This window comes from Nannocystis punicea, from assembly GCF_026965555.1.
In the GTDB taxonomy this organism is placed as follows: Bacteria; Myxococcota_A; Polyangia; order Nannocystales; family Nannocystaceae; genus Nannocystis; species Nannocystis punicea.
The window spans coordinates 5,830,144-5,855,610 of the sequence record NZ_CP114040.1; the positions used below are offsets into that span (position 1 = coordinate 5,830,144).

15 protein-coding genes are annotated in these 25,467 nt (G+C 73.9%); 9 read left to right on the forward strand and 6 right to left on the reverse strand.

Going from position 1 to position 25,467, the window contains the following annotated elements:
• Position 1 precedes the first annotated feature (1 nt).
• Positions 2 to 1,705, forward strand: coding sequence for an apolipoprotein N-acyltransferase (gene lnt, locus O0S08_RS22490; protein WP_269041267.1), 1,704 nt, complete (start codon positions 2 to 4; stop codon positions 1,703 to 1,705).
• 95 nt (positions 1,706 to 1,800) lie between these two features.
• Here the strand turns inward: lnt and O0S08_RS22495 are convergent, their stop codons facing one another.
• Positions 1,801 to 2,640 carry a class I SAM-dependent methyltransferase gene (locus tag O0S08_RS22495; RefSeq protein ID WP_269041269.1) on the reverse strand — a complete coding sequence of 280 codons (840 nt, stop codon included), beginning with the start codon at positions 2,638 to 2,640 and terminating at the stop codon, positions 1,801 to 1,803.
• 724 nt (positions 2,641 to 3,364) lie between these two features.
• Positions 3,365 to 4,150 (reverse strand): hypothetical protein, encoded by a 786-nt coding sequence (locus O0S08_RS22500; RefSeq protein ID WP_269041270.1) that lies wholly within the window; start codon positions 4,148 to 4,150, stop codon positions 3,365 to 3,367.
• Positions 4,151 to 4,918: 768 nt separating this feature from the next.
• Here O0S08_RS22500 and O0S08_RS22505 point away from each other — a divergent pair.
• Together O0S08_RS22505 and O0S08_RS22510 are read left to right on the forward strand one after the other, a co-directional pair.
• Positions 4,919 to 8,755, forward strand: coding sequence for a protein kinase domain-containing protein (locus tag O0S08_RS22505; RefSeq protein ID WP_269041271.1), 3,837 nt, complete (start codon positions 4,919 to 4,921; stop codon positions 8,753 to 8,755).
• Between the two features lie 363 nt (positions 8,756 to 9,118).
• Positions 9,119 to 10,012, forward strand: a complete 894-nt coding sequence (locus O0S08_RS22510; protein ID WP_269041272.1) for a hypothetical protein — start codon at positions 9,119 to 9,121, stop codon at positions 10,010 to 10,012.
• 214 nt (positions 10,013 to 10,226) lie between these two features.
• On the opposite strand, the gene O0S08_RS22515 is transcribed toward O0S08_RS22510, so the two are convergent.
• A complete protein-coding gene (locus O0S08_RS22515; RefSeq protein ID WP_269041273.1) occupies positions 10,227 to 11,156 on the reverse strand; it encodes a LysR family transcriptional regulator in 930 nt (309 codons plus the stop codon).
• A gap of 65 nt (positions 11,157 to 11,221) precedes the next feature.
• On the opposite strand from O0S08_RS22515, the gene O0S08_RS22520 reads away from it, so the two are divergent.
• A complete protein-coding gene (locus O0S08_RS22520) occupies positions 11,222 to 12,190 on the forward strand; it encodes an NAD-dependent epimerase/dehydratase family protein (protein WP_269041274.1) in 969 nt (322 codons plus the stop codon).
• Positions 12,191 to 12,308: 118 nt separating this feature from the next.
• Here the strand turns inward: O0S08_RS22520 and O0S08_RS22525 are convergent, their stop codons facing one another.
• Positions 12,309 to 14,009, reverse strand: coding sequence for a choice-of-anchor L domain-containing protein (locus O0S08_RS22525; protein ID WP_269041275.1), 1,701 nt, complete (start codon positions 14,007 to 14,009; stop codon positions 12,309 to 12,311).
• Positions 14,010 to 14,238: 229 nt separating this feature from the next.
• Between O0S08_RS22525 and O0S08_RS22530 the strand changes: the two genes are divergently transcribed.
• The 5 genes from O0S08_RS22530 (at position 14,239) to O0S08_RS22550 (ending at position 21,454) form a co-directional block, all read left to right on the forward strand.
• Positions 14,239 to 16,938 carry an amidohydrolase family protein gene (locus O0S08_RS22530; RefSeq protein WP_269041276.1) on the forward strand — a complete coding sequence of 900 codons (2,700 nt, stop codon included), beginning with the start codon at positions 14,239 to 14,241 and terminating at the stop codon, positions 16,936 to 16,938.
• 130 nt (positions 16,939 to 17,068) lie between these two features.
• Positions 17,069 to 19,174 carry a HEAT repeat domain-containing protein gene (locus tag O0S08_RS22535; RefSeq protein WP_269041277.1) on the forward strand — a complete coding sequence of 702 codons (2,106 nt, stop codon included), beginning with the start codon at positions 17,069 to 17,071 and terminating at the stop codon, positions 19,172 to 19,174.
• A gap of 534 nt (positions 19,175 to 19,708) precedes the next feature.
• The gene (locus tag O0S08_RS22540; RefSeq protein ID WP_269041278.1) at positions 19,709 to 20,272 is read left to right on the forward strand and encodes a sigma-70 family RNA polymerase sigma factor; all 564 of its coding nucleotides are present in this window, start codon (positions 19,709 to 19,711) and stop codon (positions 20,270 to 20,272) included.
• Complete coding sequence (locus O0S08_RS22545) at positions 20,272 to 20,835, forward strand: TlpA family protein disulfide reductase (protein ID WP_269041279.1); 564 nt, start codon at positions 20,272 to 20,274, stop codon at positions 20,833 to 20,835. The genes O0S08_RS22540 and O0S08_RS22545 overlap by 1 nt, the downstream gene beginning before the upstream one ends.
• 139 nt (positions 20,836 to 20,974) lie before the next feature.
• Positions 20,975 to 21,454, forward strand: a complete 480-nt coding sequence (locus tag O0S08_RS22550; RefSeq protein WP_269041280.1) for a hypothetical protein — start codon at positions 20,975 to 20,977, stop codon at positions 21,452 to 21,454.
• 93 nt (positions 21,455 to 21,547) lie between these two features.
• Here the strand turns inward: O0S08_RS22550 and O0S08_RS22555 are convergent, their stop codons facing one another.
• A complete protein-coding gene (locus O0S08_RS22555) occupies positions 21,548 to 22,528 on the reverse strand; it encodes a response regulator (RefSeq protein ID WP_269041281.1) in 981 nt (326 codons plus the stop codon).
• Entirely contained in the window at positions 22,525 to 25,422 is a 2,898-nt protein-coding gene (locus O0S08_RS22560; protein WP_269041282.1) for an ATP-binding protein, read from the reverse strand. The genes O0S08_RS22555 and O0S08_RS22560 overlap by 4 nt, the downstream gene beginning before the upstream one ends.
• Positions 25,423 to 25,467 lie beyond the last annotated feature (45 nt).

Below are 25,467 nucleotides of genomic sequence, written 5' to 3' on the forward strand. Positions count from 1 at the left end.
CATGTCCGAGGCCGACCCGACACTGCCGTCCGCGCCGTCCGCGTCGCTGCGCGCCGCGGTGGCGGTGTTGCAAGTCCCGAAGAACATGTCCCAAAAGACAGCCCTGTACGCCCGCCTCGAGCAGCTGCCGCGGCGGCAACGCGGCCTCCTCCGCGTCGCCGCGGCGCTGCTGTGCGCCGTGTGCATGGTGCTCGGCTCGCCCGACTACAACCAGTGGTACCTCGGCTTCGTCGGCTGGGTGTTCTGGCTGGCCGCGATCGAGGGCCTCGCGCCGAAGAAGGCGTTCTGGCTCGGCTGGATGTGCGGCATCTTCACGGTGTTCTTCGGCTTCTACTGGCTCACCGAGCTGCTGATCCGCTTCGCCGACTTCCCGACCTGGGCGACCCTGCTGGTCCACCTCGTGTTCGCCGCCTTCCAGGGCCTGCAGTGGGCCGTCCCGGCGGCGGCGCTCAACTGGCTGCGCAAGCGGACCGGCCGCGACGTCCTCCTGCTCGCGCCGCTGGTGTGGGTCGCCGGCGAGGCCGTCCTGCCCCACATCTTCCCGTCGTACCTGGCGCTGATGTGGTGCTGGCAGCCGCTGTGGCTGCAGGTCGCCGAGATCGGCGGCGTCACCACGGTCGGCCTGGTGCAGCTGCTGATCAACGCCGGCCTCTACGCGGCGCTGCGCGACTGGCTGCTCCAGCGCACGATCAACCGCCGCGCGCTCGCGGTCGCCGGCGCGACCCTGGTCGGCACCCCGCTCTACGGCGCGATCCGCATGGCCCAGATCGACGCGATGATCGCCGAGTCGCCCAAGCTCAAGGTCGGCGTCGTCCAGGGCAACTTCGGCATCACCGAGTGGGGCAACCCGCGGATGAAGTTCCAGATCCTGCGCAGGGAGCAGCAGGAGTCGGCCCGCCTCGAGGCCGAGGGCGCCGAGGTCCTGCTGTGGGGCGAGACCGCCTACCCGTTCTCCTACGCGCTCCCGCGCGGCGACGGCTTCGACCTGCCGCAGGCCAACCCGCGCCGCGTCCGCCGCGACTTCACCATCCCGCTGGTGTTCGGGGTCGTCACCGCCGACCGCAAGGTCAGCGAGTTCGCGTGGAACACCGCCCGCGTGCTCGAGGCCGACGGCCGCCTCGGCGACAACTACGACAAGGTCTACCCGCTGTGGTTCGGCGAGTACACGCCGCTCGTCGACCCGCACTGGTTCAAGGAGATGGTCCCCTCCGCCTCGCACATCAACCCGGGGCCTGGCCCGAAGGCCCTGCGCGTGCATACAGGTCCCGAGGGCCAGCACGAGTGGCGGCTCGGCCCGCTGATCTGCTACGAGGACATCCTGCCGCGGTTCGCCCGCGGGGTCGCGGCCGAGGGCATCCACGCGTTCGTCAACCTCACCAACGACTCGTGGTTCGGCAAGTCCAAGGAGCAGGACCAACACATGGGCCTCGCGGTGCTGCGGACGATCGAGAACCGTCGCGCCCTGCTGCGCAGCGTCAACGCCGGCATCAGCGTCTACGTCGACCCCGCCGGCCGCCTGCTCCAGCGCATCGACTCGACCAACCCCGACGAGGACGGCCCGCTCTCCGCCGCCGGCTTCGTCGCCGACGTGCCGATGATCGACCCCGACTACCGCACGCTCTACACCCGCACCGGCGAGCTGTTCAACGCGCTCGTCATCCTCGGCCTGTGCGGGATCGGCCTCCGCGGCCGCCGCCGCCCCTAGGCGCCTGCAGCACCTTCGGACATGCTCTCGGGGGCATGTCCGATGCGCCATGCCTCGAGAGCCATGTCCTTCGGCACATGCCCGAAGCGCCTGCCTCAGAACCGGTAGCGCAGCACGCGGTGCATCCGCGCGATCCTCGGCACCTTCGCGGCCCACTGCACCAGCTTGCGCTGCACCCAGCCGAGCTTGGCCGCGTCGGGCGAGCCGACCAGCGGCCACTCGTCCATCAACTCGAGGCCGAACACGTGGCTCTCGAGCTCGTGCGGGTCGTCGAGGCCCCACTGGAGGCGCGCCCCGGTCTTGCGCAGGCTGCTGTGCAGGCCCTGGGCCCGCAGCGCGCGCGGGCTCAGGGCGTCGAACAGCACCTCGCCCGCGGGGAAGCGGACGATGATCCGGCGCAGCAGGTCCTCGACCTCGGCCGCGGTCAAGTACGGCAGGATGCCCTCGGCCACCACCAGGGTCGGTCGGTCGTCGGGGATCTGCAGCAGCCACTCCTGCTCGGTGACCGACGCGCCGATCGTCTGCACGCCGGCGATTTCGGGATAGAGGCGGCGACGCACCGCGATCACGTCCGGCAGGTCGACCTCGAACCACCGCACCGTCGACGGCGGCGCGACCCGGATCACCCGACTGTCGAGGCCGCAGCCGAGGTGCAGCACCGTCGCGTCCGCGTGCGCTGCCAGATACTCGCGGGTCCACGCGTCGAGCTGCTTGGCCCGCACCGACGTGGTGAAACGGTCGCCCTGGGCCGACTTGAGACGCGCGAAGTCGTAGGCGATGGTGTCGACCAGCCGCTCCGCCGTCTCGTCGCGGAGGATCGGGTCCGGTGAGCGGCTCTCGAGCGCGCGCGCGTGGAGGGTGATGAGCAGCGTCTCCTGCACGCCCGCGAGCTCGATCTTGTCGGCATGGGGCGGCGTTGCAGCCGGCGGTATCATGGCGGGCGATGATAGCCCTGGCCTTTCTCCCGCGCCGCAAGCCGACCCTCACGCGGCGCTTCCTGGCGGTTTCGCGGGGGGCGGCGGCCGCACACGCGCGACTCGAACCGGACTGTGCCGGACGGCGGTGGCGGCGTCGCGCAGGAGCCGATCGACATCCACGCTGACGGCTTCGTCGATCTCGCGTTCGCCGACACCCGCGGCGACGACCTCGACGCCCGGACCCACGCGCGCGTGCACGCCGACGGCGGGCTCGGCTTTTCCCTGCTGCCGGCCGTGTCCAGGGCACGACAACGCCCAGAGGATCGAAGCCGGCGACCTCGACCGCGAGCCGCACCGGATGTCGGCCTCGCTCTCGACGCTGTCCCATCAGGCCCGAGCCGGTGCTCGTCGGCCGAGCACCTGTCCGCTCTGCTGGCCGCTCCGAAGGCCCGTCGCTTCTCAGCCTCGCGCACCGAGGCTCCTGATACGAGCACCTGTCCCTCGAGACAGCGGAGGAGCAGCTTCTCGCTTCTCAGCTCCGCGCCCCGAGGCTCCTGAACCAAGCACCTGTCCGTCGAGACAGCGGGAAGAAGCACCTCCTCGCCTCGCTCCGTAACATGACTTTTTGAACATGTCCGTTCAGACAGCCAATGATTCACGCTGAACATGTCCGTTCAGACAGCCAATGATTCACGCCTCGGGCCCGCCTCGCGGGCCGCGCTCGGCGGATCCGCCGCGCGGCTCAGAACCGCACCACCAGCCGCCCCGCCCGCGCCTGCACCCGGGTGCGCCCGCGGATCGCCCCGGCGATCAGCGCCGCCACGCCGGCCGTCAGCAGGGCCCCCGCCAGGATCCCGCCGACGAGCGCCATCCGGTTGGCGCGCAGCCCCTCGGCCACCAGATCGGTCTTCTGCTGCTCGCGGGCGGTGTCGCTGCCGCACGGATCGAGCGGGTCGTCGCCCTGGCACGGCTGGGCCGTGACGGCCGCGAGGTCGTCGTCGGCTGCGCGCCCCGTCAAGCCGCCGGCCAGCGCCACCACCCCGGCCACCACCGCCGCGCTGCCGAGCCCCGCCGCCGCCAGCCCCGCCTTGCGGTCGAACCCGCGGCGCGCCGGCTCGAGCGGCGGGGCCGGGCGCGGGCCCTCCGGCGCGGATGCGCTCCGGTACATGGCCAAAAGTTCAGCCCTGCGCCCCTCGACCCCGACGCGGTTCTCGTCGTCGGTCGGGTCGAGCCCGCCGAGGTAGGCGTCGAGGGCCGCGATCGCGGCGTGCAACCGGGCCGCGTCGCCCGTCTCGCGGAAGGCGGCCTCTTCTGCGCCCGCGATCGCCAGCGCCGCGGTCACGCGCCGCGGCGCGTAGCCGAACCCGCCCGGCAAGGCGCGAAACGCCCGCTGCCACAGCGCGATCGCCCCGTCGCGGTCACCCGCCTCGAGCCGCGCCTGGGCCGCCGCCGACAGCTCCGCCGCCTCGTCGACCCCCGCCTGCGCCGCCGACCGCGGCGCCTCGATCTCGGGTGTCTCCACAGACATGTCCGAACGGACATCCCCGGGCGCCGCCCGGCCCGACGCCGGCGCCACGGCCAGCACGAGCCCGAGCCACGCCGCCAACGCCGCGCGCCAGGGAGGTCTCCTCATCACCGGGGCCCGGCGCGGCGCCGCTCGATGTGACATGTCCGTTTGGACATGCACGCGCCACGGGGACCTATCCTTTCGGACAGCGACATCGGCCGCCAAGATCGCGCCGCGCCGCACGACCCCCGGACCCGACCCCGCCCGTCGTGACATGCCCATTCGGACACCCAGCTGGTGCGTCGACCTGTCCTCGCGGACAGCGGTCCCGATCGGCGAGGCCCCACCGAGCAGCACGACATCCGCGGCCGCTTGTCGTGACATGTCCGTTCGGACATCCCCCGGATGCATGGACATGTCGGTTCGATCATCCCCTGGTAGCGTGGGCATGACCGTTCGGACAGGCGCGTGGTATTGATACCTGTCCGAACGGACAGCCGATTCCGCCGCGCCGGCCCTTGCCTCGCCATCCACTCGCGCCGGCCTTTCGCCCGCGTCCACCCCCTCGCCCGCGGCGGACCTGTCGGCGGCCCGTTCGGGGCTCACGGCGGGCCTGTCGTCGGCCCGTTCGGGGCCCGCGGAGGCGCGCGCGGGCGCCCGGACGACGGCGGCGGGGATCGCGGCAGGCACGTCGTTCGGATGGTAGACCACCCCTCCCTCGGAACAAGGCCCGCCGGGCCGGCCGATGCGTTGAAGCCCGGCGCAGTTTCCGGGATCCTGGTCGTCGCGGTGGCAGGCGCAAAGTCCACGGCCCGTGCGGGCCGGCAGCACACGAGCCTCGAGCAGGCCGACACGGCCACGTCGCCCGGCACCTCGGCTGCGCCCGCGCCGGACGACGCCCGCCACCTCAGCCGCCTGGCCAGCGAGGCGCGGCGCGGCGACGCGCTCGCCCCCGAGCGGCTGGCGATGGAGGCGATCAAGGCCCGCCTGTTCCCCGGCGAGGCCGCCCCGGCCAAGATCGGCCGCTTCACCGTCCTGCGGCAGATCGGCGCCGGCGGCATGAGCGTGGTCTACGCCGCCTACGACGAGCGCCTCGACCGCAGGATCGCCGTCAAGCTGCTGCGCTCGGGCGAGTCGGCCGACAACCAGGCCCGGCTGCTGCGCGAGGCGCAGGCGATGGCCCGCCTGTCGCACCCCAACGTCGTCGCGGTCCACGAGGTCGGCGCCTGGGAGCAGCAGGTCTACGTCGCCATGGAGTTCGTGCGCGGGCCCAACCTGCGCGACTGGTTGCAAGCTGTCCCCCGGGACATCCGCGAGATCCGCGAGGTGTTCGTCGCCGCCGGTCGGGGCCTCGCCGCCGCCCACCACGCCGGCCTGGTCCACCGCGACTTCAAGCCGGCCAACGTGCTCGTCGGCGACGACGGCCGCGTGCGCGTCGGCGACTTCGGCCTCGTCCGCCACGCCGGCGACGAGCCGCTCGAGGCGCCCGCGCCTGCACCTGTCCCGACGGGCAGCATCGTCCAGGCCGGCGCGCGCGTCGAGCTCTCGACCACCCTCACCGAGACCGGCGCGATCCTCGGCACGCCGGCCTACATGTCCCCGGAGCAGCACCTCGGCCGCCCCGTCGACGCCCGCAGCGACCAGTTCTCGTTCTGCGTCGCCCTCTACGAGGCCCTTTACGGCGCCCCGCCGTTCGCCGGCCGCGACCTGCTCGAGCTGGCCCGCCGCGTGCTCGCGGGCGCCGTATCACCTGTCCCCGAGGACAGCAAGGTCCCGGCCTGGCTGCGGCGCGCGGTCCTCCGCGGCCTCGCGGTCGACCCCGCCGCGCGCTGGCCCAGCATCGACGACCTGCTCGACGAGCTCGAGCGCGACCCGGAGCGGGCCTGGCGGACCCGCCGGAGCGCCGCCCTGGTCGGCCTCGCGGTCGTCGGCGTGGTCGTCGGCCTCCTCGTCGTCGCCCGCGAGCGCGCCGACGCGGCCGCGCAGGCCCAGCGGGCCGAGGCCGCCGCCGAGCGCCAGCGCCGGACCGCCGAGGACGAGCGGGCCGCCGCCGAGCAGGAGCGCGACCGGGCCTTCATCGACGCCAAGGCCCAGCTCGCCGAGGCCCAGCGGGCCCAGGCCGCGCTGAAGGACGCGCTCGCGGCCGCCGAGGCCCAGCGCCTCAACGCCGAGGCTCACGCCGCCCTCGCCGAGCACGCCCTGTCCGAGGCCGAACGGCGCCGGCGCGAGGCCGAGGCCCAGCGCAAGGAGGCCGAGCGCCAGACCGGCCGCGCCGTCCACGAGGCCGCGCGGGCCCGCGACGCCAACCGCCTGGCCCAGGCCCTGGCCGGCGCGCGCGGCGATCCGACCACGGTGCTGGCGCTCCTGCGCGAGGTCGAGGACCCCGCCGCCGCGCCCGGGTGGGTGCCCGCCGCCGTCTCGGCCCTGCAGCACCCGGTCAGCGCCGCCGTCCTGCGGGGCCGCGGGGCCGCCCTCCTGACCGCCGCCTTCAGCCCCGACGGCGCCCGGCTCGCCGCCGCCGGCGAGGATCGGCGCGTGACCTTGTGGTCATGGCCCGACGACCATGTCCTGAAGATCCACGAGCACCAGGGCCCGGTCCGCGCCGTCGCCTTCGCCCCCGGCGGCGAGTTGGTCAGCGGGGCCGAGAACGGCGCCGCGGTGTGGCGCGACCCGCCGGTGCGTCTGCCCGCCGGCGCCGGCGACGACCTGCGGGCCTTCGCCCTCGCGCCCGACGGCCGCACCCTCGTCACCGGCGGCGGCGACGGCCGCGTGCGCGCCTGGGACCTCGAGGCCGCCCCGCCGCGCCCGCGCGAGCTCGCCCGCCACGAGGGGCCTGTCCATGCGGTCCTGTTCGACAGGACAGGTCACCTCGTCGCCTCCGCCGGCGCCGACGGGGCCGCGCGGATCGTCGATCTGCGCGGCGGTCCCCCGCGCTCGCTGCCCCACCCGAGCGGCGCGGTGCGCAGCGCCGCCTTCAGCCCCGACGGCCGCCGGCTCGCCACCGGGGCCCAGGACGGCCTCGTGCGCGTGTGGGACGCCCAGGGCGAGGGCGCGCCGGCCCTGCTGCGCGGCCACGCCGACGAGGTCGTCGCCCTCGCCTGGAGCCCCGACGGCGAGCGCCTCGCCTCCGCCTCGCTCGACCGCACCGCCCGCCTGTGGACCGCCGGCGGCGCGCCGCGGCGGACCCTCCGCGGCCACGACGGCCGCGTCTACGCCCTCGCCTGGAGCCCCGGCGGCGATCGCCTGGTCACCGCCTCGCAGGACGGCACCGCCCGCGTCTGGCCGGTCGACGGCGCACCTGTCCCCGGGGACATGCCGCTGATCCTCCGCGGCCACGGCGAGGCCGTCGTCGCCGCCGGCTTCAGCCCCTCCGGCGACCACGTCGTCACCGCCTCGCGCGACGGCACCGCCCGCGTCTGGCGCGTCCGCGGCGGCGACCCGCTGGTCCGTGCCGTCCCGCTCGGGGGCCCCGTCGACCACCTGGTCTGGACCGCCGCCGGCCTTTACGCCGTCCGCGCCGACGGCCGCGCCCTCCACCTCGCCCCCGCCGGCCTGCCCGGCCCCGGCCGCAGGACCTCCGAGACAGGGCGTGAAGACGATGTCTCCACGGACCTGCCTCCAAAACCATCTCACTCAAATGTCTCTTCGGCCATGCCCATGGGGACAGGTCTCATCGACCATGGTCCTCAGGACATGCCCCTCGAGCCACCCATGAGCAGCGGCGCCGACCCGTCCGGCCCCGCGCGGGTCGCCGCCCTCGCCGGCCCGGAGTCTCCCAGCCTGTTCCTCGGAACAGGTCCGAACGGACATGTCCTGACGCTCACCCGCGCCGGCGCGCTCCAGGGCTGGGACGACGCCCGCCGGCCGCTGAAGCCGCGCCCGCTCGACCCCGCGGTCGCGGCCGCGGCCGTCGCCCCCGACCTCGCCCGCGCGGCCCTGGCCGTGCCCGACGGCGCGCGCCTGTTCGACCTGACCGAAGGGACATCCCGTCCGCTGACCGGCCACCGCGGCAGCGTCACCGCCCTCGCCTTCTCGCCCGACGGCCGGCAGCTCGCCACCGGCGCCGCCGATCGCACCGCCCGCCTCTACAGCGCCCACGACCCCGCCGCCGCCCCGCGCGAGTTCGGCCCCCACTCGGGCAGCGTCACGGTGCTGGCGTTCTCGCCCGACGGCCAGCGCCTGGCCACCGGCTCGTGGGACCGCCGGGTCCGGATCTGGCCGCTCGCCGGCGGCGCGCCGACGATCCTCGAGGAGCACAGCGGACCGGTGCGCGCGCTCGCCTGGCGCCCCGACGGGGCCGCCCTGGCGACCGCCAGCGACGACGCCACGGTCCGCGTCTGGCCGCTCGACGGCCGCGACGAGCCGGTCGTCCTGACCGGTCACCAGGGCCCCGTGCGCGCGCTCGCCTGGGCCCCCGCCAGCCCGCACCTCGCCTCGGCCGGCGACGACGGCCAGCTGCGCCTGTGGACCGCCGACTTCGCCCCAGCGACCCTGAAGGCCCGCCTGCGCGCCGCCTCGCCGGTGTGCCTGTCGGCGCGCCAGCGCGGCCAGCTGCTCGGCGAACCCCCGGGCCTCGCCGAGGCCAACGCGACCGCCTGCCAGAGCGGGCACGAACCAGGCCAGTGAGGCATCCCGCCGCCTCGCACACCCCGACCGGCACGACGGGCAGTGAGGGCCCGCTTCGCCGGACGCACTCGATCCGGGCATGGTCTCGGGCCGTCAGGCCTCGATTCGCCTCACGCACTCGACCCCCGACGGCGGCGTGAACCCGTGCAGAGAAGCATCGCCTCGATGACCCGTCCGGGCGACCTCGTCGTCTCGCAACCCCGACCTGAGCGACCGCCCGAGGCATCGCCTCACACCCGACCCGAGCGACGCGCGAGGCATCGCCCCGCCTCGCCCTCTCGACGCGCGCGACCGCCGGTCAGAGTCCGGCGCGAACCCGTGCAGGGCAGCGTCGCTTCGCCGCGCGTGCTAGAACCGCCGCCGATGCCCAGTCGCAGCGCCGCCGTCGTCACGATCGTCGCGCTCGCGCTGGCCGGCGCCCCCGCGCCCGCCCGCGCCCAGACGCCCGCACCTGCGCCCGTCCCCGCGCAGGAGGCCGTCCGCGTCGTCGAGCCCCCGCCGCCCATGCCGGTGCAGGAGCCCCCGCCGCCGTCCGCCTACGACACCGTGATCCTGCGCGACGGCAGCGTCCTGCGCGGCACGATCCTCGAGCTCCACCAGGACCGCGAGGTCGTCATCCAGCTCACCGGCGGCCTGCGGAGGATCCCGTGGGCGGACATCGCCTCGACCACCTTCGCCGGCGCCGCGACGATCGGTCCCGAAGGACATGTCCCGCAGCCTCCGGGACATGTCCCGGCGGGCAGCACTGTGATCGCCGCCGAGGACGAGGTCGCCCCCGGCCCGAGCCGCCCCCGGATCTTCATCGAGCTCACGCGCCCGGCCGACGTCCACCTGCTCGAGGCGATCGCCCCGATCGGCGCCGTCAGCCCGCAGGCTGCCCGCGCCGGTCTCGCCGGGGCCCGCTCGGTCTGTCGCGCCCCGTGCGGCCACGTCATCGACGGCCGCGCCGGCTACCCGTTCTACTTCGGCGGCGACAAGATGATGCCGTCGCGGACCTTCTTCCTCAAGGATCTCGAGGGCGAGTACGTCGCCCGCGTCCAGCCCGGCCGCCGCGGCCTGCTGCTCGGCGGCATGCTGGCGTCGGGCTACGGCGTCGGCGGTACGCTGGCCGGCGCCATGCTGGCCGGCATCGGGCGCGACCGGGAGATGCGCACCGCCGGCCTCACGGTCCTCGGCATCGGCGTGGCCCTGCTGGCCGCCGGCATCACCATGGCGATCCACGGCTCGACCCGCTTCCGCCTGCATCGCCGCCGCTGACGCAAGGCGGCCGGACGGCGCGTGGTCTTCAGGACGGGCGACCGGCGCGGAACATCGCGTGCCTGAAGGGCATGTCCGATCGCGCAGTATCGATCGGACATGTCTTCCGGGACAAATCTTGAAGGACATGATCGGTCGGACCACGACGACACGACTCGGCGCGGCCGCCCGTCCTGCCCGGCGTTCATCACCGCCCCACGGCCCAGGGCGTGGCTCACCCTCTCCCTGCGCGCCGCGGCTCCGGCTCGCGCACTCCCCCGAGCGTCTCGCTCAGCACCTGCCACACCGCGGCCACGCGCGGCAGCTCGCGCTGCGACTTGTGCCCGACCAGCCACAGGCTGTCGATCGGCCAGCTCGCGGCGCTGGCCGCCAGCGCCGCGTCGTGGCGCACCTCGACCAGCCCGCGCACCCGGGCGTACGGCGTCGGCAGCAGCACCACCCCCATCCCGAGGGCCGCGGCCGCCAGCTGACTCGCGTAGTGACTCGTCCGCAGCACCACGCTCGCGCGCGCCACGTGGCGCGCGATCCACTGCGCCGCCGGCAAGCTGGCCAGGTCGTGGTCGAAGCCCACCCACGGCGCCGCGCTCCAGTCCCGCAGGACCCCGAGCGAGCGCGCCAGGGTCGGGGACGCCAGCGCCACCGAGCGCGCGTGCATCAGCCTCCGCAGCACCAGCTCCGCGGACGTCGGCCGCACCGAGCGCAGCGCCAGATCGGCCTCTCCGCGCGTCAGGTCGACCACGCGCACCGACGTCTCCAGCTCCACCACGATCCCGGGGAACCGCGCCCGCACCGCTGCCAGCGCCGGGATCACGAACATGTCCGCCAGGCCAGGCGGCGCGCTCAGCCGCACCACCCCCTCGGCCGACGCCTCGATCGTCGACGCCTCGCGCCCGAGGCGGGCGTGCGCCAGCTCCATCGCCTCGGCGGCCACCAGCACCGCCTCGGCCGCGCGGGTCGGCGCCAGCCCGTGGCGCCCGCGCTCGAACAGCCGCGCCCCGATCGTCGCCTCGAACGCGGTGAGGCGCCGGCTCACCGTCGAGATGTCGACCCCGAGCCGGCGGGCCGCGTCGCCGAGGTTGCGCAGCCGGTGGGCGGCCAGGAACACGCGCACGTCGTCCCAGCGGCCGTCCTCGCTTCCTTGCATTTTTGCCGGCCTGGATTGCAGTCCTGCGGATTTTCTTGCACCCATGCAACGACCATCCTAGCAGCATGCAAGCCACCTCCGCACCGCTCCACGTCGTCCTCGGCGCCGGCCAGATCGGCGGCCGCCTCGTCGAACTCCTGCGCGCCCGCGGCCTGCGCGTCCGCCAGGTCCGGCGCACCGCGGTCGGCGTCGGGCCCGAGCTCGTCGCCGGCGACATCACCGACCTCGACTTCGCCCGCCGGGCCACCGAGGGCGCCGCGGTCGTCTACGACTGCATGAACCCCGCCTATCACCGCTGGCCGCAGGAGCTGCTGCCGATCGCCCGCGGCGCCCTGCACGGGGCCGCCCGCGCCGGCGCCCGCCTGGTCGCGCTCGACTGCCTCTACATGTACGGCCGCCCGAACGGGCCCATGCGCGAGGACTCGCCGCTCGCTCCGTGCAGCAAGAAGGGCGAGCTGCGGGTGCAGCTCGCCGAGCTGCGGCTCGCCGCCGATCGCCGCGGCGACGTCCCGGTGGCGATCGCCCGCGCCAGCGACTTCTTCGGCGCCGACCTGGCCTACTCCGTGTGGAACGACCGCTTCTTTCGCCGGATCCTCGCCGGGCGCAGGGGCGAGGTCTTCGGCGACCCCGACCTCCCGCACGCCTACACCGACGTCGAGGATGTCGCCCGCGCCCTGGCGACCCTCGGCACCAGCGACCGCGGCTTCGGCCAGGTCTGGCACATCCCCACCCCCCCGGCCGAGAGCACCCGCGGCCTCGCGCAGCGCCTCGGCCGCGCCCTCGGCCGCGACGTCGACGTCACCTCCGTCCCGCGCTGGCTGGTCCGCGCCCTCGGCCTCGCCTCGCCAATGATGCGCGAGCTCGCCGAGATGATGTACCAGTGGGAGGTCCCGTTCCTCGTCGACGACGCCAAGTTCCGCGCCGCCTTCGGCTGGTCGGCCACGCCCGTCGACGAGGCCGTCGCGCGCACCGCCTCCTGGGCCCGCGCGCGCTACGGCCTCGCCCCCGCCGCGGTCGCCCCGGCGCGCCCCTGAAGCGGCGCTGCGACTCCTGGGACAGGACCGATCGGACATGCTGAAAAAGACATGCCGTGAAGGACATGTCCTTCACGGCACCCTCAAACCGCAGCCCTTCCGCCGCGCGCTTCGCCCCTCAGCCCGGCGTCACGCCCGGCTCGGTCGGGTCGAGCGACCACTCCCACGCGTCGAGCAGCACCACCGAGTCGAAGATGTGGCCGCCGGTGTCCCAGATCGCCAGGCGAATCTCCATCACCTCGCCCGGCTGAACGTTGCCGGTCATCGTCAGCCAGCCGGTGCCGCCGCCGATCATCGTCTGCGCCGGGTCGCACGTCGAGAAGTCGTTCTGGTCGTAGCCGGTGCCGACCAGCTCCGTCGTGCCCTCGCAGCCGTTGTAGTTGGACGTCGGCACGCCCTGCGCCGCGCAGCCGACCTCGCCGCCCTGGCACTGGGTGAACAGCCCCTGGGCGACCTTGACGAGGTTGACGCCGATCGGCCACTGCGTCTTGCCGTCGTCGTAGATGGCGACGTTCTTGTCGTTCGGGTTGCCGTCGGACTCGGAGTCGACCAGCGCGACGAAGAAGTCGTTGTACTGGCTGCACACGTACTCGGGGTACTCGGCCGAGAAGAAGTACATCTTGGTCGAGAACGACTTGGCGTTGGTCGGCACCCGGATCCGCAGCTTCAACATGATCGGGTCGTTGGCCGACGGCACCTGCGGCACGTTGCAGCCGGGCGGGTTGGGCAGCTTGCCGCCGATCGCCGTCCACCAGTCCTGCGGCGGCGGGCTCGTCGTGCCCAGGTTGGCGCCGCCCTCGAACTTCACGAAGTTCGGCTTGGTGTCGTTGGCGTCGGCGGCGTGGCCGCTCGACAGGATCATCAGGCGGCTGTGCTTCTGCGGCCCGATCTTGTCGCCGAAGCCGGCGCGGATCGAGCGCGACGCGGCCGCCGGCAGACCTGTCCCATCGGCCAGGCTGAACTTGCCGCCGATGACGCCCCACGTCCTGTCCTTCGGGTCCGCCGGGTTCTCGACCGTCATCTGGCACAGGTCGAGCGCGCGGGCGTAATCGAGCGGGTCGGCCGAGTCGCTGGCGAGGGCCGCGTCGCAGCTCGGCGCCTCCTCGTCGGTGTTGCCGTCGCAGTCGTCGTCGACGGTGTTGCCGACGTATTCGTACGCGCCCGGGTTCACCAGCTTCGGGTCGGCGCACGCGCCGCTGGCGACGTCGCAGCAGTCGCCGCTGCACACGCCCCAGCCGTCACCGTCTTCGTCGGCGTCCTCGTCGGCGTCGCCGTCGCAGTCGTCGTCGATCGCGTTGCCGCACACCTCCGCCACCGGCCACACCGCGCCCTCGCAAGATCCGAACCCGAGCCCCCCGTCGAGGCAGGTCCGCACCCCGGACACGCACGCGCCGACGTCCTGGGTGCCCTCCGGACCGCCGTAGCACGGCTCCTGCTCGCCCGGCTCGCACGGCTGGCTGCACACCCCGGCGTCGAGGTCGCACACCGGCCCGTCGGGGCTGTCCTTACAATCCTGGTCCGAAGAACATGGCGTTCCGGACATGCTCGTCGAGCCAGTGACGATGCCCTCGGTCGTCGTCGTGGTCGACGTCATCGCCGCCGTCGTCTGCTCCGCGTCGGTGGTGGGCTCCGCGATGGTGGCCTCGCTGCTGCCCGACGAGGTCTCCGTGGCGGGCGCCGTGGTCGCGCCGCTGGTGGAGGTCTCGGTCGCCGAGGCGAAGCCGTTGTTGGTGGCGCCCTGACCGCCCCCGCAAGCGAGGAACACCCACAGCGGCAGCGTAGTGACGGCGGCCCCGGTGATTCGTGAAGAACGAGACATCGCGTACTCCTCCGCTCGCGGGACGCGAGCGCGCAAGCTATGCCAAAAAGCCTCTGCGGGTGCACGCGCGGGTTCTTCCGTCAACTCACGCGTGACCCCTGCGTGACGGGTAATGGCGGCCACCTTGAGGCCCCGTCACCTCACTGTCACTTGCTCCTGCAACGGACACTTGTTTCATGACGGCGTCGTCATTGCGCCGCGGGGAACGAATTGGGTATCGTGCCGCCCGATGCATTTTGGGACCCGATCCAGCCTGGTGTTGCTCGCGAGCGCGATTTCGCTCGCGGCCTGCAATGACGATACGAGCACGCCCCAGACCGAGGGCGACACGGACGGCTCGACCACCGAGACCAGCGCCGGGCCCGGCACCGACACCGAGGACGTGCCCACCACCACGGCTCCGACGACCACCGCGACCACCAGCGATGTGACCGCGACCACGGGTCCCACGACCACCGAGACCTCGCCGGGCACCACCACCGAGACCGGCACCACCAGCGAGACCGGCACCGACACGGACACCGACGGCGACACCGACACCGGCGGCCCGGTCGACGGCGTCGTCGAGTGCGACGCCCCGCCGCTGAGCCCGCCGGCCGAGGGCACCTGTGAAGTCCTGGCCCAAGGGCCAGGCGGCACCCTGATCCGGGGCACCGTCCTCGCCCCCGACGTCGTCTACGAGAACGGCGCAGTGCTCGTCGATCCCTCCGGCGTCATCGCCTGCGTCGGCTGCGACTGTCTCGACCTGCCCGAGGCGCAGGACGCGACCCAACTCGGCTGCGCCCAGGGCGTCATCTCTCCCGGCCTGATCAACGCCCACGACCACATCAGCTACGCCGGCAACGCCCCGATCGGCGAGGGCGTCGATCGCTACGAGCACCGCCACGACTGGCGGATCGGCAAGAACGGCCACCAGAAGCTGACCGTCCCCGGCGGCGCCTCCGAGGAGGAGGTCCTCGCCGCCGAGTTCCGCTTCATCATGAGCGGCGCCACCTCGGCCGCGGCCGCCGGCGGCGAGCCGGGCCTGCTCCGCAACCTCGACATGGGCCTGCTCGAGGGCCTGCCGATCCCGGTCGCCAACAGCGACACCTTCCCGCTCGGCGACACCAACGGCTACCAGAACGCGTCGATGTGCGGCGGCTACCCCGACATCACCCTGACCTCCGAGGTCGCCGACGAGAACGCCTACCTGCCGCACATCGCCGAGGGCATCAACGGCTACGCGCGCAACGAGTTCGTCTGCCTCAGCGACGGCAACAGCGACATCGTCGCCGGCCAGACCGCGATCATCCACGCCATCGGCCTGACCGCCGAGGACAGCGCCGGCATCCACCCCGACCGCGCGCGCATCGTCTGGTCGCCGCGCTCCAACATCGTCCTCTACGGCAACACCGCGCAGGTCACCGTCCTCGACAACTTCGGCGTGCCGCTGGCGCTCGGCACCGACTGGGTCGCCTCGGGCTCGATGAACATGCTCCGCGAGCTCCGCTGCGCCGACGAGCTCAACACCACCTACTACGACAACCACTTCACCGATCGCGACCTGTGGCAGATGGCCACGCTCAACGCCGCCCTCGCGACCGGCAGCGAGAACGCGATCGGCCTGCTCCGCCCCGGCTACGCCGGCGACATCGCGGTGTTCGACGGCGCCGAGCTCGAGCGCCACGCCGCCGTGGTCCGCGGCGAGCTCGCGGGCGTCGTCCTCGTCATGCGCGGCGGCCTCCCGCTCTACGGCGACACCGAAGTGATGGCCGGCTTCAACGGCATGACCTGCGAGGACCTCGACGTGTGCGGCCGGGCCAAGACCGCCTGCGTCAGCGGCGACACCGGCGGCATCACCTACGCGGAGATGAAGGCCGCGATCGAGCCCACCTACCCGCTGTTCTTCTGCGGCACCCCCGACGACGAGCCGACCTGCGTGCCCTCGCGTCCGGGCGAGTACGACGGCCTCCCGGTCGCCGACGACCTCGACGGCGACGCCGTCCTCGACGCCGACGACAACTGCCCCAACGTCTTCAACCCGCCGCTCCTCATCGAGCCGGGCGTGCAGCCCAACGCCGACGGCGACGCCGCCGGCGACGCCTGCGATCCCTGCCCGCTCGACAACACCGACACCTGCACCTTCATCGACGCCGACGACATGGACGACGACGGCGTGCCCAACGGCGCCGACAACTGCATGCGCGTCGCCAACGCCGATCAGGCCGACGGCGACGACGACGGCAAGGGCGACGAGTGCGACGCCTGCCCGACCGCCAACCCGGGCTACTCGCCGTGCCCGATCACCATCGAGGCCATCCGCGATCCCAACCACCCGCAGCACCCGCAGGACGGCGCCGTCGTCAAGGTGGTCGACGCCTACGTCACCGGCATCCGCCCGCTCTCGGGCAGCTCGCGCGGCTTCCACATCGAGACCGGCTCGCAGATGCCCTTCACCGGCATCTTCGTGTTCACCGGCAACACCTCGCCGGCGGTCAAGGTCGGCGACAAGGTCGACGTCACCGGCACCTACGAGCAGTACTTCGGCCTCGACGAGATCTCGTACCCGCAGGTCTCGATCGTCGAGACCGGCATGGTCCTGCCGTTCGAGCCGCTGCCCGCCGAGCCGGCCGACATCGCCACCGGCGGCGCCGACGCCTTCCCCCTGCAGTCGATGCTCGTCGTCGTCGACGGGGTCGCGATCACCAACATCAACCCCGACGCGCCGATGGACTTCGACGAGTTCGCGGTCACCGGCAACCTCCGCATCGACGACCAGCTGTCCGACTCGCTCAAGGACATGCAGCTCAACAACGCCTGCGCCGTCGGCACCCAGTTCGAGTCGATCGCCGGCGTGCTCGGCTTCAGCTTCGACAACAGCAAGCTGCAGCCGCGCGTGAAGAGCGACATCGTCCTCGGCAACAACAACAACTGCAACCCGTGGCCGTAGCGCCGCCGGTCGCGACCGCCTAGACTTGCGCCCGGTGTCTTCGGGCCGCCCCTCACGCCACGCCTCGGCCCTCCTCGGGCCGGGGCGTCTCGCGTCGCGCACCACGGCCATCGCGGCGGTGCCCGCAGTCATGACCGCGAGCTTCCCGACTTTCGTCGCGGCTCCCGACGCCACCTCTTCGCAGTCGAGCACCCGCCTCGCGGCCGACACCGCGTCGTCCCGTCGTTCTCGCCGCACCTTCCTCTCCGGCGCCGTCGGCCTGTGCGCCGCGCTCCTCGTCGCCGCCGAAGCCTCGGCCGAGCCGGCGCGGCGCTGGCCGCTGTGGCCCACCGAGGTCGCGCGGGCGGCCGAACCGCTGGTGGGAGCGCCCGAGAGCGAGCTCCGGCTCGTGCGTGACAGCCGGCGCGTCGCCGCGGTCCGCGACCTCGACGTGTTCGCCACCCCGCTGGTCGCCCCGATCCTCGTCGCCGCGCTCGAGGACCGCTCGAGCGCAGTCCGCCGCGAGGTCCTCCAGGCCTGTCTCGAGCGCCAGCTGCTCGCCTGTGCCCCGGCCGCGCGCAAGATCTGGCAGACCGAGCTCGACGACCCCGCGCTCCGCGTCGCCGCCCTCCGCGTCGCCGTCCTCGCCGCCGACGCCGACCGCCTGCAGCTGTTCCTCACCGCCCTGCGCGACCCGGACGCCCTGATCCGGGCCGAGTCCATGCGCACCTTCGCGGCCGCCAGCTGGCCCAAAGACCAGCTTGCGATCGTCCGCACCAACCTGATCGCCAAGCTCGCCGATCCGACCCCCGAGGTCCGCCGGGCCGCCGCTCACGGCCTCGGCGTCCTCGGCCCCGACGACCCACGCGGCAACCGGTCCGACGGCGCCCTCCCGCTCACCCGCCTGCTCGTCGATCCCGACCCGCAGGTCCGCCAGGACACCGCCGACGCGCTCGCCCGCCTGCGCGATCCCCGGGCCGCACCCGCCCTGCTGCGCGCGTTGCAGGTCGGCGACGAGACCTACGTCGGCCGCAGCCTGTTGCACGCCTTCGCGGCCCTCCCGGGCACGGCCGCCGCGACCGCGGGCAAGCCGGGTGATGGCCCCGACGGCCTCGACGTCGACGCCGAGCTGCTGCGCCTCCTCGATGCCCCGCCGCGCAACCTCCTCCCGCGCCACGTCGCCGAGGCGATCGCGCGCCGGCGCATGCCGAGCGCCGCGCTGGCCGAGGGCCTGGTGGCCCGCCTGCGCGAGGACGCCCTGCGCCACAGCGAGGCGCACGCCCTCCGCCAGCCCGCGCTCGACGCCCTCCTCGGTCTCGGCGAGGCGGCGCGGCCCGCCCTGACCGCCGCCCTGGCCCGCGGCCTCGAACCGCCGCTCGAGCGCGAGGTCCGGCGCCTGCTCGCCGCCCTCGACCCGCCGCAACGAGCGGCAGTGTTCGCCCCGCCGTGGCCGGCCGACGCCGATCGGGACGCCTGGCAGCGCGCGCTGACCGAGCCCGACCCCGCCGCCCGTCTGCGCGCCGCCGCGGCGCTCGGCCAGCGGGCCCCGGAGTGGCTCGGCGGCGCCGCCGGGTACCGCCTCGAGCTGGCCGGCGGCGCCGAATTGCGCCGCCCGTGGCTGCTCGCGCTCGCCAGCGCCCCCGGCTGGACCGCCGTCGACTCGGCGCTCCCGGTCCGCCTGGCCCTGTGGGCCGACGATCCTTCTCTCGGCAGCGGCGATCGCTGCCTCGCGGTCGTCGCCCTCGCCCGCCAGCGCCACGGCAGCGCCACCTTCGCGCGCGTCGCCGCGCAACAGGCCAGCGCCGCCGATCCTGCCGTCCGCGTCTGCACCGCCGCCGCGCTCGCCTGGGCCCCACCGCGCGCCGCCGATCCGCTGCTCGCCGGCCTCCTGCGGGACGCATCGGCGCGCGTCCGCACCAGCGCCGCCCTCGCGCTCGCCTGCCGCGACCGCCCGGACCCCGAATTCACGCCCCAGCTCGCGCTGATGGCCGCCCGCGACCCCGAACCCGCCGTCGTCCGCGCCGTCGAGCTCGCCCGCGTCCCCGAGCGCTGCGACGGCTGGGGCGTGGTCTTCGCCCCACCCGGCGAGACCGGCCCCTGGCTGTCCCTGCGCCTGCGCGGCCGCGCCTTCGAGGCCCCGGCCGAGACCCTCGGCACCCTCCGCCTGGCTTTCGGCCCCGGCTACACCGAGGCCACTCTCCGCGACCCCGCCGGCCCCCCGACCGAAACGACGAGCCCCCGCATCGTCTTCGACTAGCGGTCGCCCATCCTTCAGAAGGCCCGGACTCGCGGCCCCCGGACCGACGCCCAAACGCGACGAGCCAACCCTCGCCGTACGCTGTCCCCGTTCGCCGGACCGGGCGCCCTCCTTCCAGAAAGCCGCGAAGTCGAGGCCCTCCGAGAGCACGAAGCGACGAGCGACGGACTGCCCCCGGGCGCAGGCCGTCGCCGTCCTCGAAGCGATGAGCCACGTTCGCGGCACGGCGCGTCCTTTCTTTGAAGCAGATCGCCCGCGCCCCACCTCGCGGCCGCGGCCCCCGGCAATTCCGCCCGAATCAGCGTTCCAGGCCCGCCGAACCGGCGACTCCGCGGCCGTCGGCTGCGCACCCCGGCGCTGCGAATCGTGTATCGGGCCCGCCGCGAAGCCCCGGCCCGCGCCCCCAAAGTCATCAAAGATTGCTTTCTTGTCGAGAAAGCAATCACCCTCGCGGCCCCATTCCGCCCCGATATCTCAACCGCTGGCAATCACGAGGTTTTTCGTCTGGACTGCGACTTGCTCATCAGGTCGGGCATGCGAGCCGTGACCCCTGCCGACGAGTTTCTGGCCCAGATCAACCCCCACCTGCCGCGCCTGACCAGCGTCGGCATGCGACTCACGCGGCAGCGCAGCGAAGCCCAGGACCTGGTGCAGGAGGCGCTGACCAAGGCGTGGGCCAACTGGCACCGCTTCCGGCCCGGCGGCAGCCTCGGCGCCTGGCTGTCGCGGATCCTGGTCAACACCTTCATCTCGCGGCACCGCCACCAGCGCGTGGTCGACGTCACCGCCGGTCGCAGCGACATCGCCGAGCACCTGTTCGACGCCGCCCGGATCGACGCCTGCAGCGCGCCCGAGGCCGCGTGGCACGCCGAGGGGCTGTCGGACGAGGTGGCGGCCGCGCTCGCCGCTCTCCCCGAACACTACCGCGAGGTCGTCGAGCTCGTCGACCTCCACGGCCTCGCCTACCGGGAGGCCTCGGAGCAGCTCGGCTGTCCGCTCGGCACCGTGATGAGCCGTCTGCACCGCGCGCGCCGGCTCCTCCGCGACCAGCTCTCGGACTATGCTCAGCAGCACGGCCTCCACGCCGCTGCCGCCTGATGTCTGCCCCTCGACCTCGCGCCCTCCTCACCTGTCTCTTGGGACTGGTGCTCGTCACCGCCTGCGAGGGCAAGCCCGGCGCCGGCGTGGCCGGCAAGCCCGGCGCCGGCGCCCCGGTGCTCGCCCTCGGCGCCCCCGTCCCCGCCTTCGCCGGCACCACCTTGCGGGGCGAGCCGCTCAGCCTCGCCGAGCTCCGCGGCCGCGTCGTCCTCCTCAACGTGTGGGCCACCTGGTGCGACCCTTGCCGCGAGGAGCTGCCTGACCTGCAGGCGCTCCACGTCCGCCACGAGCCCGAGGGCCTGACCGTCCTCGGCGTCAGCACCGACGCCGCGCGCGACGCCAAGACCCTGCGCAACATGGTCTCCGGCTTCGGCCTCACCTACCCGGTGATCCACGACGAGCGCAACGTGGTCGGCAGCCCGTTCCAGGTCGTCGGCTACCCCGCCAGCTTCCTCATCGACCGCGCCGGCAACCTCCGCTGGCGCCGCGACGGCAGGATCCCCACCGGCGACCCCGAGCTCGCCGCCGCCCTCGCCGCCGCCCTCGCCGAGCCCGCGCCGTAGTCCTCGGGGACATGTCGTTGGGGACATGTCGTGCTGGACATGTCTTTGAGGGCATGCTCATGGATCGCGCCGGCAACCTCCGCTGGCGCCCAGCTGCGAGCGAGCGGCGTCGTGGTAAGGATGCGTGTACCATGTGCACATGGTCGCTGTTCGCCTGCTCTCGACCCCCGTGATGCTCCTCGCCTGCGCGTGCGCGCCTCCCCGGGTGCCGCCGCAGCCGTTCGTGCCCGCGGAGTGGGAGCCGGCGTGTCTGGTCGACGGCACCGGCCTGCGGCGCTCGTCCGAGCGCACGGTCGAGTTCCGGCCCGCGCCGGACCGCGCGACGCTGTTCGCCAGCCACCACTGGGGGGAGAAAGAGCCGCTGAACGGCAACCTGTTGCTCGAGCTGCCGAACGCCCGCGAGGGCGAGGCCGAGGTCCACGGCGGCCCCGGGGCGGTCTACACGGAGAGCCTCCAGGTCGGCTCCTCGGTGTGGCGTCTGCGGGGCTCGGTTCGCTGGCGCGACCTCGGCGACGGCCGCACCGAGCTCGCGCTCGCGCTGGTCATGAAGGGTACCGACCACAAAGTCCGCGGCACTCTGGTCGCCCGCCGCGTCGAGCACCTCAGCAAGTGTCACTGAGGCGAGCCCCACCACGCACGCAGCCACCGTCCGCAAGATCCGAGCTCGGGCAGCGCACACACGCTGTCCGAGCTTGCGAACCGGCCGCTCGCCTCAGACCCCGAGCAGCTCGCGGACGCTGCCTGCGACCGCCGCGGTGGGCAGGCACATGCGGGCTCCGGCGGCGCGGGCGGCCATGCGGATCTCGTCGGTCGGCGCGTCGTGGACCGCGATGATCTGCGGGTTGCCTGGACCGGCGGCCAGCTTGGCGATCACGTCGGTGCTCTTGAGGTCGGGCACCGTCAGGCTGAGGATCACGTAGCGCGGCGGGGCCGCCTGGGCGACCAGGAGCGCGTCGGCGCCGGTCTGGGCGGTCTTGATCTCGAGCGGCGGCGTCGCCCGCTCGAGCTCCTCCTTCACCTTGGCGCGGAAGTCGGCGTTCTGGGTGACGAGGAGCACCTTCGAGTTCTCGCGCGGGTCGGTCGAGGGCTCGATGCGCGGCTCGTCGCGGAGGTGGAACGCCTCGACCACGCGGCGGCGGACCTCGGCGACGTCGAGCGGCTTTTTGAGGCAGGCCGAGGCGCCGGCGGCCAGGATCCGCTCCATGTTGGCCTCGGTGTAGTAGCCGGTGATGGCGATGATCTCGGTGTGCATCGTCGACGCGTCGCGCTTGAGGCGAGCGCACACCTCGAAGCCGTCGACGCCGGGCATCATCAGGTCGAGGAAGATGAGCTGCGGGCGGAACGTGGCCACCAGCCGACCGGCGTCGAACGCGTCGCGGGCGACCTCGACGTCGAACTGATGGGACAGGTCCTTGAGGACATCCCGGACCAGGTCGAGCACCACCGGCTCGTCGTCGATCACGAGCAGGCGGCCGACCTCGTCGCCGGTCGGGACGGTGAACGGGATCCCGCGCTCTTGACAGACGCGCTCGAGGTCCTCGCGCCGCACGCGGCGGTGGCCGCCGACGGTCTTGAACGCCGGGATGAGGCCGTCCTCGATCCAGCGGATCACGGTGGTCGGCGTGACGCAGCAGATCCGCGCGACGTCGTGGGTGGAGTAGGTGTCTTTGACTGGTGTGCGTCCGCGGCTCATACGCTGGTGGGCTGCCCCTCGGGGGCGTCCGGGAGGTGGATCGTGAAGGTCGTACCCTGCCCGGGCTGCGACCGCACGAGAATATCACCTCCGTGGTCCTTGATGATTCCGTAGGAGATCGCAAGCCCGAGACCGGTGCCCTTGCCGATGTCCTTGGTGCTGAAGAACGGGTCGAAGATGCGGTCGAGGATCTCCGGAGGGATCCCACAGCCCTCGTCGGCGATCTCGACGACCACGCGGCCGTCCTCGCGGTCGAGGCGGATCCGGATCCGGCCGCCACGCGGCATGGCGTCGACCGCGTTCGACAGCAGGTTGAGGAGCACCTGCTCGAGCTGGTCGGCGTCGCCGACCAGCATCGCCGTGGGCAGCCCGGAGCGCAGGATCCGGACGTTGTGCATCCGCCACTGGTACTCGCCGATGCCGATCACGCGGTCGATGAGCCCGCTGAGGTCGACCGGCCGGCGCTTGCCGCCCTCGCGCTGGCGCGAGAACAAGAGCACGCCCTCGACGATCTTGCGGCAGCGCTCGCCGCTCGCCGCGATCTTCTCGACCTTCTCGCGCACGCCCGGGTCGAGCGGCTTCTCGAGCAGCAGGCGGCTGTAGCCGACCACGCCGCTGAGCGGGTTGTTGATCTCGTGGGCGATCCCCGCTGCCAGGAGGCCCACCGCGGCCAGCTTCTGCGTGCGCAGCACCTGGTCCTCGAGCGCCCGGCGCCGCCGCAGGTCGAGCGCCACCAGCACCGCCCCGGCGCCCGGGTCGTCGGCGCCGCGCAGCAGCCGGCCCTCGAGGTGCAGCGGGATCTCCTTCCCGCCCTCCGCCAGCACCGCGACCTCGGTGGCGATCGCGCCGGCCTTTCGCAGGCTCGCCCACAAGCTGTCCCAACGGGCAGGTTCGGCCAGGCGCGCCACCTCGACCCCGAACTTGCGCCCGCGCGCCGCCTCCGCCGAGACCCCGAGCAGCTGCTGGCTGGCGCGGTTCCACGTCACGACCCGCCCGGCCGCGTCGATCGAGTTGATGAGCACGCTGGTCTGATCGAGCAGCAGCGCCTGGTACGCAGCCAGCGCCTCCGTCTCGATCATCAGGCGTCCGCCCTCGAGGCCGAGCGCCAGCTGCGGAGCGAGCAGCGCCAGCAGGCGGACCGGCGGCGCGTCGCGCGGCCCGGCGCCCACCAGCACGAAGTACCCGGCCACCCGCGGGTTAGCCCCCAGGGCCATGCGGAGCGCGGTGCGCCGGCCCTCGAGATCGCCGAACCACCGCCGGTGCGTCGGCTCCGTCGCGTCGATCTCCACCACCGCCGGACCGCTGCCCCACGCCGCCGGCGGATCGCCTTCGACCGGCAGCGTCGAGATCCGCGGGGCACAGCCGGTCCGCAGGCTCCACCGCTGCCAGCCCTCGCCCACGCGGGCCAGCACCACGCCGCGGGTGAACCCGAGCGAGTCCATGATCGCCCCGCAGGCCGCGGCGACGTTGTCGTGGGGTCGGGCGGTCGACACCAGCAAGCGATCGACCTGGGCCAGCAGGCGATCCTCGAAGTCCTGCTGCCGGCGCTCGCGGAGGTCGCGGAGCAGCGCCACCGTCGGCGCCCCCTCCTCGCGCCCGCCCGCCAGCGACAGCTCGACCGGCAGCGGCGCCCCGTCGAGGCGGCGCAGCTCGATCTCCCCGTGCCAGTTGCCGACCCGCGCCTGCGTCAGCGCCTCGCTCAGCGCCCGCCCGACCGCCGGCTCCGCCAGCTCGAGCAAGCTGCGCCCGCCCAGGTGCGGCCCGCTCCTGGCCTCCGAGTCCTGTCCCGAAGGCAAGGGTCTTCCAGACATGTCCTCCGCGCCAGCCCGTGCCCGCCCGGGCGCAGCCGCCCCGCTCGCGTCGCCCCGCGCGGTCGTCCGTGCGCTCGCCTCTGCGCTCGCGTCGCCGCGCCCCGTCGAGGCCCGCGCGTACCCGTCCGCCGGCGTGCGGCCCGCCGCCGGCGCTCCCGCGCCGCCGTCGCCGCGCCCCGTCGAAGCCCGCGCGTACCCGTCCGCCGGCGTGCGGCCCGCTGCAGGCGCTCCCGCGCCGCCGTCGCCGCGCCCCGTCGAAGCCCGCGCGTACCCGTCCGCCGGCGTGCGGCCCGCCCCCTTCGCCCCTGCGGTCCCGTTCGGCCGGCCCGCCTCGCCGCGGCCCGGCACCGAGCTCGCGCGCGCGGACCCGTCGCTCGGCGCACCGCCGGCTGCGCTGCGCGCCGCCCCCTCGTGCGTGCGCTCCAGCTCTGCCCGATCGGACATGTCCGCGGAGCCAGCCGCCTCCGCGTACTCCTGCTCCGAGGGCAATGTCCGCGCGGACATGTCCTCTGCGCCAGGCCGCACCCGCCCGCGGACCTCGCCGGCGAACAGCGCCCGCGCGGCCGGGTTGGCGTGGACGATCATCCCCGCGCCGTCGAGCAGCAGCAGCCCCTGGTCGAGCGCCTCGAGGCAGCGGGCCAGCGAGCGGCCGACGTCGGGCGTCTGCGACCGCTCCGGGGCCGTGAAGGTCAGCAGCACGTTGTCGCTGGCGAGCTTGCTGGCCCGCACCGCGCAGGGCCACGCCCGACCGCGCCCCGGCACCAGGGTCAGCTCGAGCGAGAAGTTGTGCCCCGCGGGTCGTCCGCGCAGCCCGGTGAAGGCCCGCCCGAACGCGCTGCGCTCGCTGGCGCGCGCGATATAGGCCAGGAACGGCTCGCCGCTGAGGTCTGCGGCGGCGAGGCCCTCGGCGAGGCCGGGGTTCGCGGCCAGGATCAGGCCCGCGGGCGTGAGCACGGCGGCCGGCATGGCCAGCGCCGCGACGATCTCGGCATAGGCGCCGAGCGCGCCGTCGGTGCTGACGCGGATCGTCGCTTCGGCATCGCCGAGGCGCGGCAACGAGGAGGTCTTGGAGCCCTGGCCCACGAGTGAGGCGGCATGCTTAGCAAAATTCCCCGCCTGGTGCCCGGG

Coding starts and splice junctions, on each gene's coding strand:
- O0S08_RS22545 (WP_269041279.1), top strand. CDS start 20,272: ATGTCTGCCCCTCGACCTCGCGCCCTCCTCACCTGTCTCTTGGGACTG.
- O0S08_RS22495 (WP_269041269.1), bottom strand. CDS start 2,640: ATGATACCGCCGGCTGCAACGCCGCCCCATGCCGACAAGATCGAGCTC.
- O0S08_RS22535 (WP_269041277.1), top strand. CDS start 17,069: ATGACCGCGAGCTTCCCGACTTTCGTCGCGGCTCCCGACGCCACCTCT.
- O0S08_RS22500 (WP_269041270.1), bottom strand. CDS start 4,150: ATGTCTGTGGAGACACCCGAGATCGAGGCGCCGCGGTCGGCGGCGCAG.
- O0S08_RS22550 (WP_269041280.1), top strand. CDS start 20,975: ATGGTCGCTGTTCGCCTGCTCTCGACCCCCGTGATGCTCCTCGCCTGC.
- O0S08_RS22520 (WP_269041274.1), top strand. CDS start 11,222: ATGCAAGCCACCTCCGCACCGCTCCACGTCGTCCTCGGCGCCGGCCAG.
- O0S08_RS22515 (WP_269041273.1), bottom strand. CDS start 11,156: ATGCAAGGAAGCGAGGACGGCCGCTGGGACGACGTGCGCGTGTTCCTG.
- lnt (WP_269041267.1), top strand. CDS start 2: ATGTCCGAGGCCGACCCGACACTGCCGTCCGCGCCGTCCGCGTCGCTG.
- O0S08_RS22540 (WP_269041278.1), top strand. CDS start 19,709: ATGCGAGCCGTGACCCCTGCCGACGAGTTTCTGGCCCAGATCAACCCC.
- O0S08_RS22530 (WP_269041276.1), top strand. CDS start 14,239: ATGCATTTTGGGACCCGATCCAGCCTGGTGTTGCTCGCGAGCGCGATT.
- O0S08_RS22510 (WP_269041272.1), top strand. CDS start 9,119: ATGCCCAGTCGCAGCGCCGCCGTCGTCACGATCGTCGCGCTCGCGCTG.
- O0S08_RS22525 (WP_269041275.1), bottom strand. CDS start 14,009: ATGTCTCGTTCTTCACGAATCACCGGGGCCGCCGTCACTACGCTGCCG.
- O0S08_RS22555 (WP_269041281.1), bottom strand. CDS start 22,528: ATGAGCCGCGGACGCACACCAGTCAAAGACACCTACTCCACCCACGAC.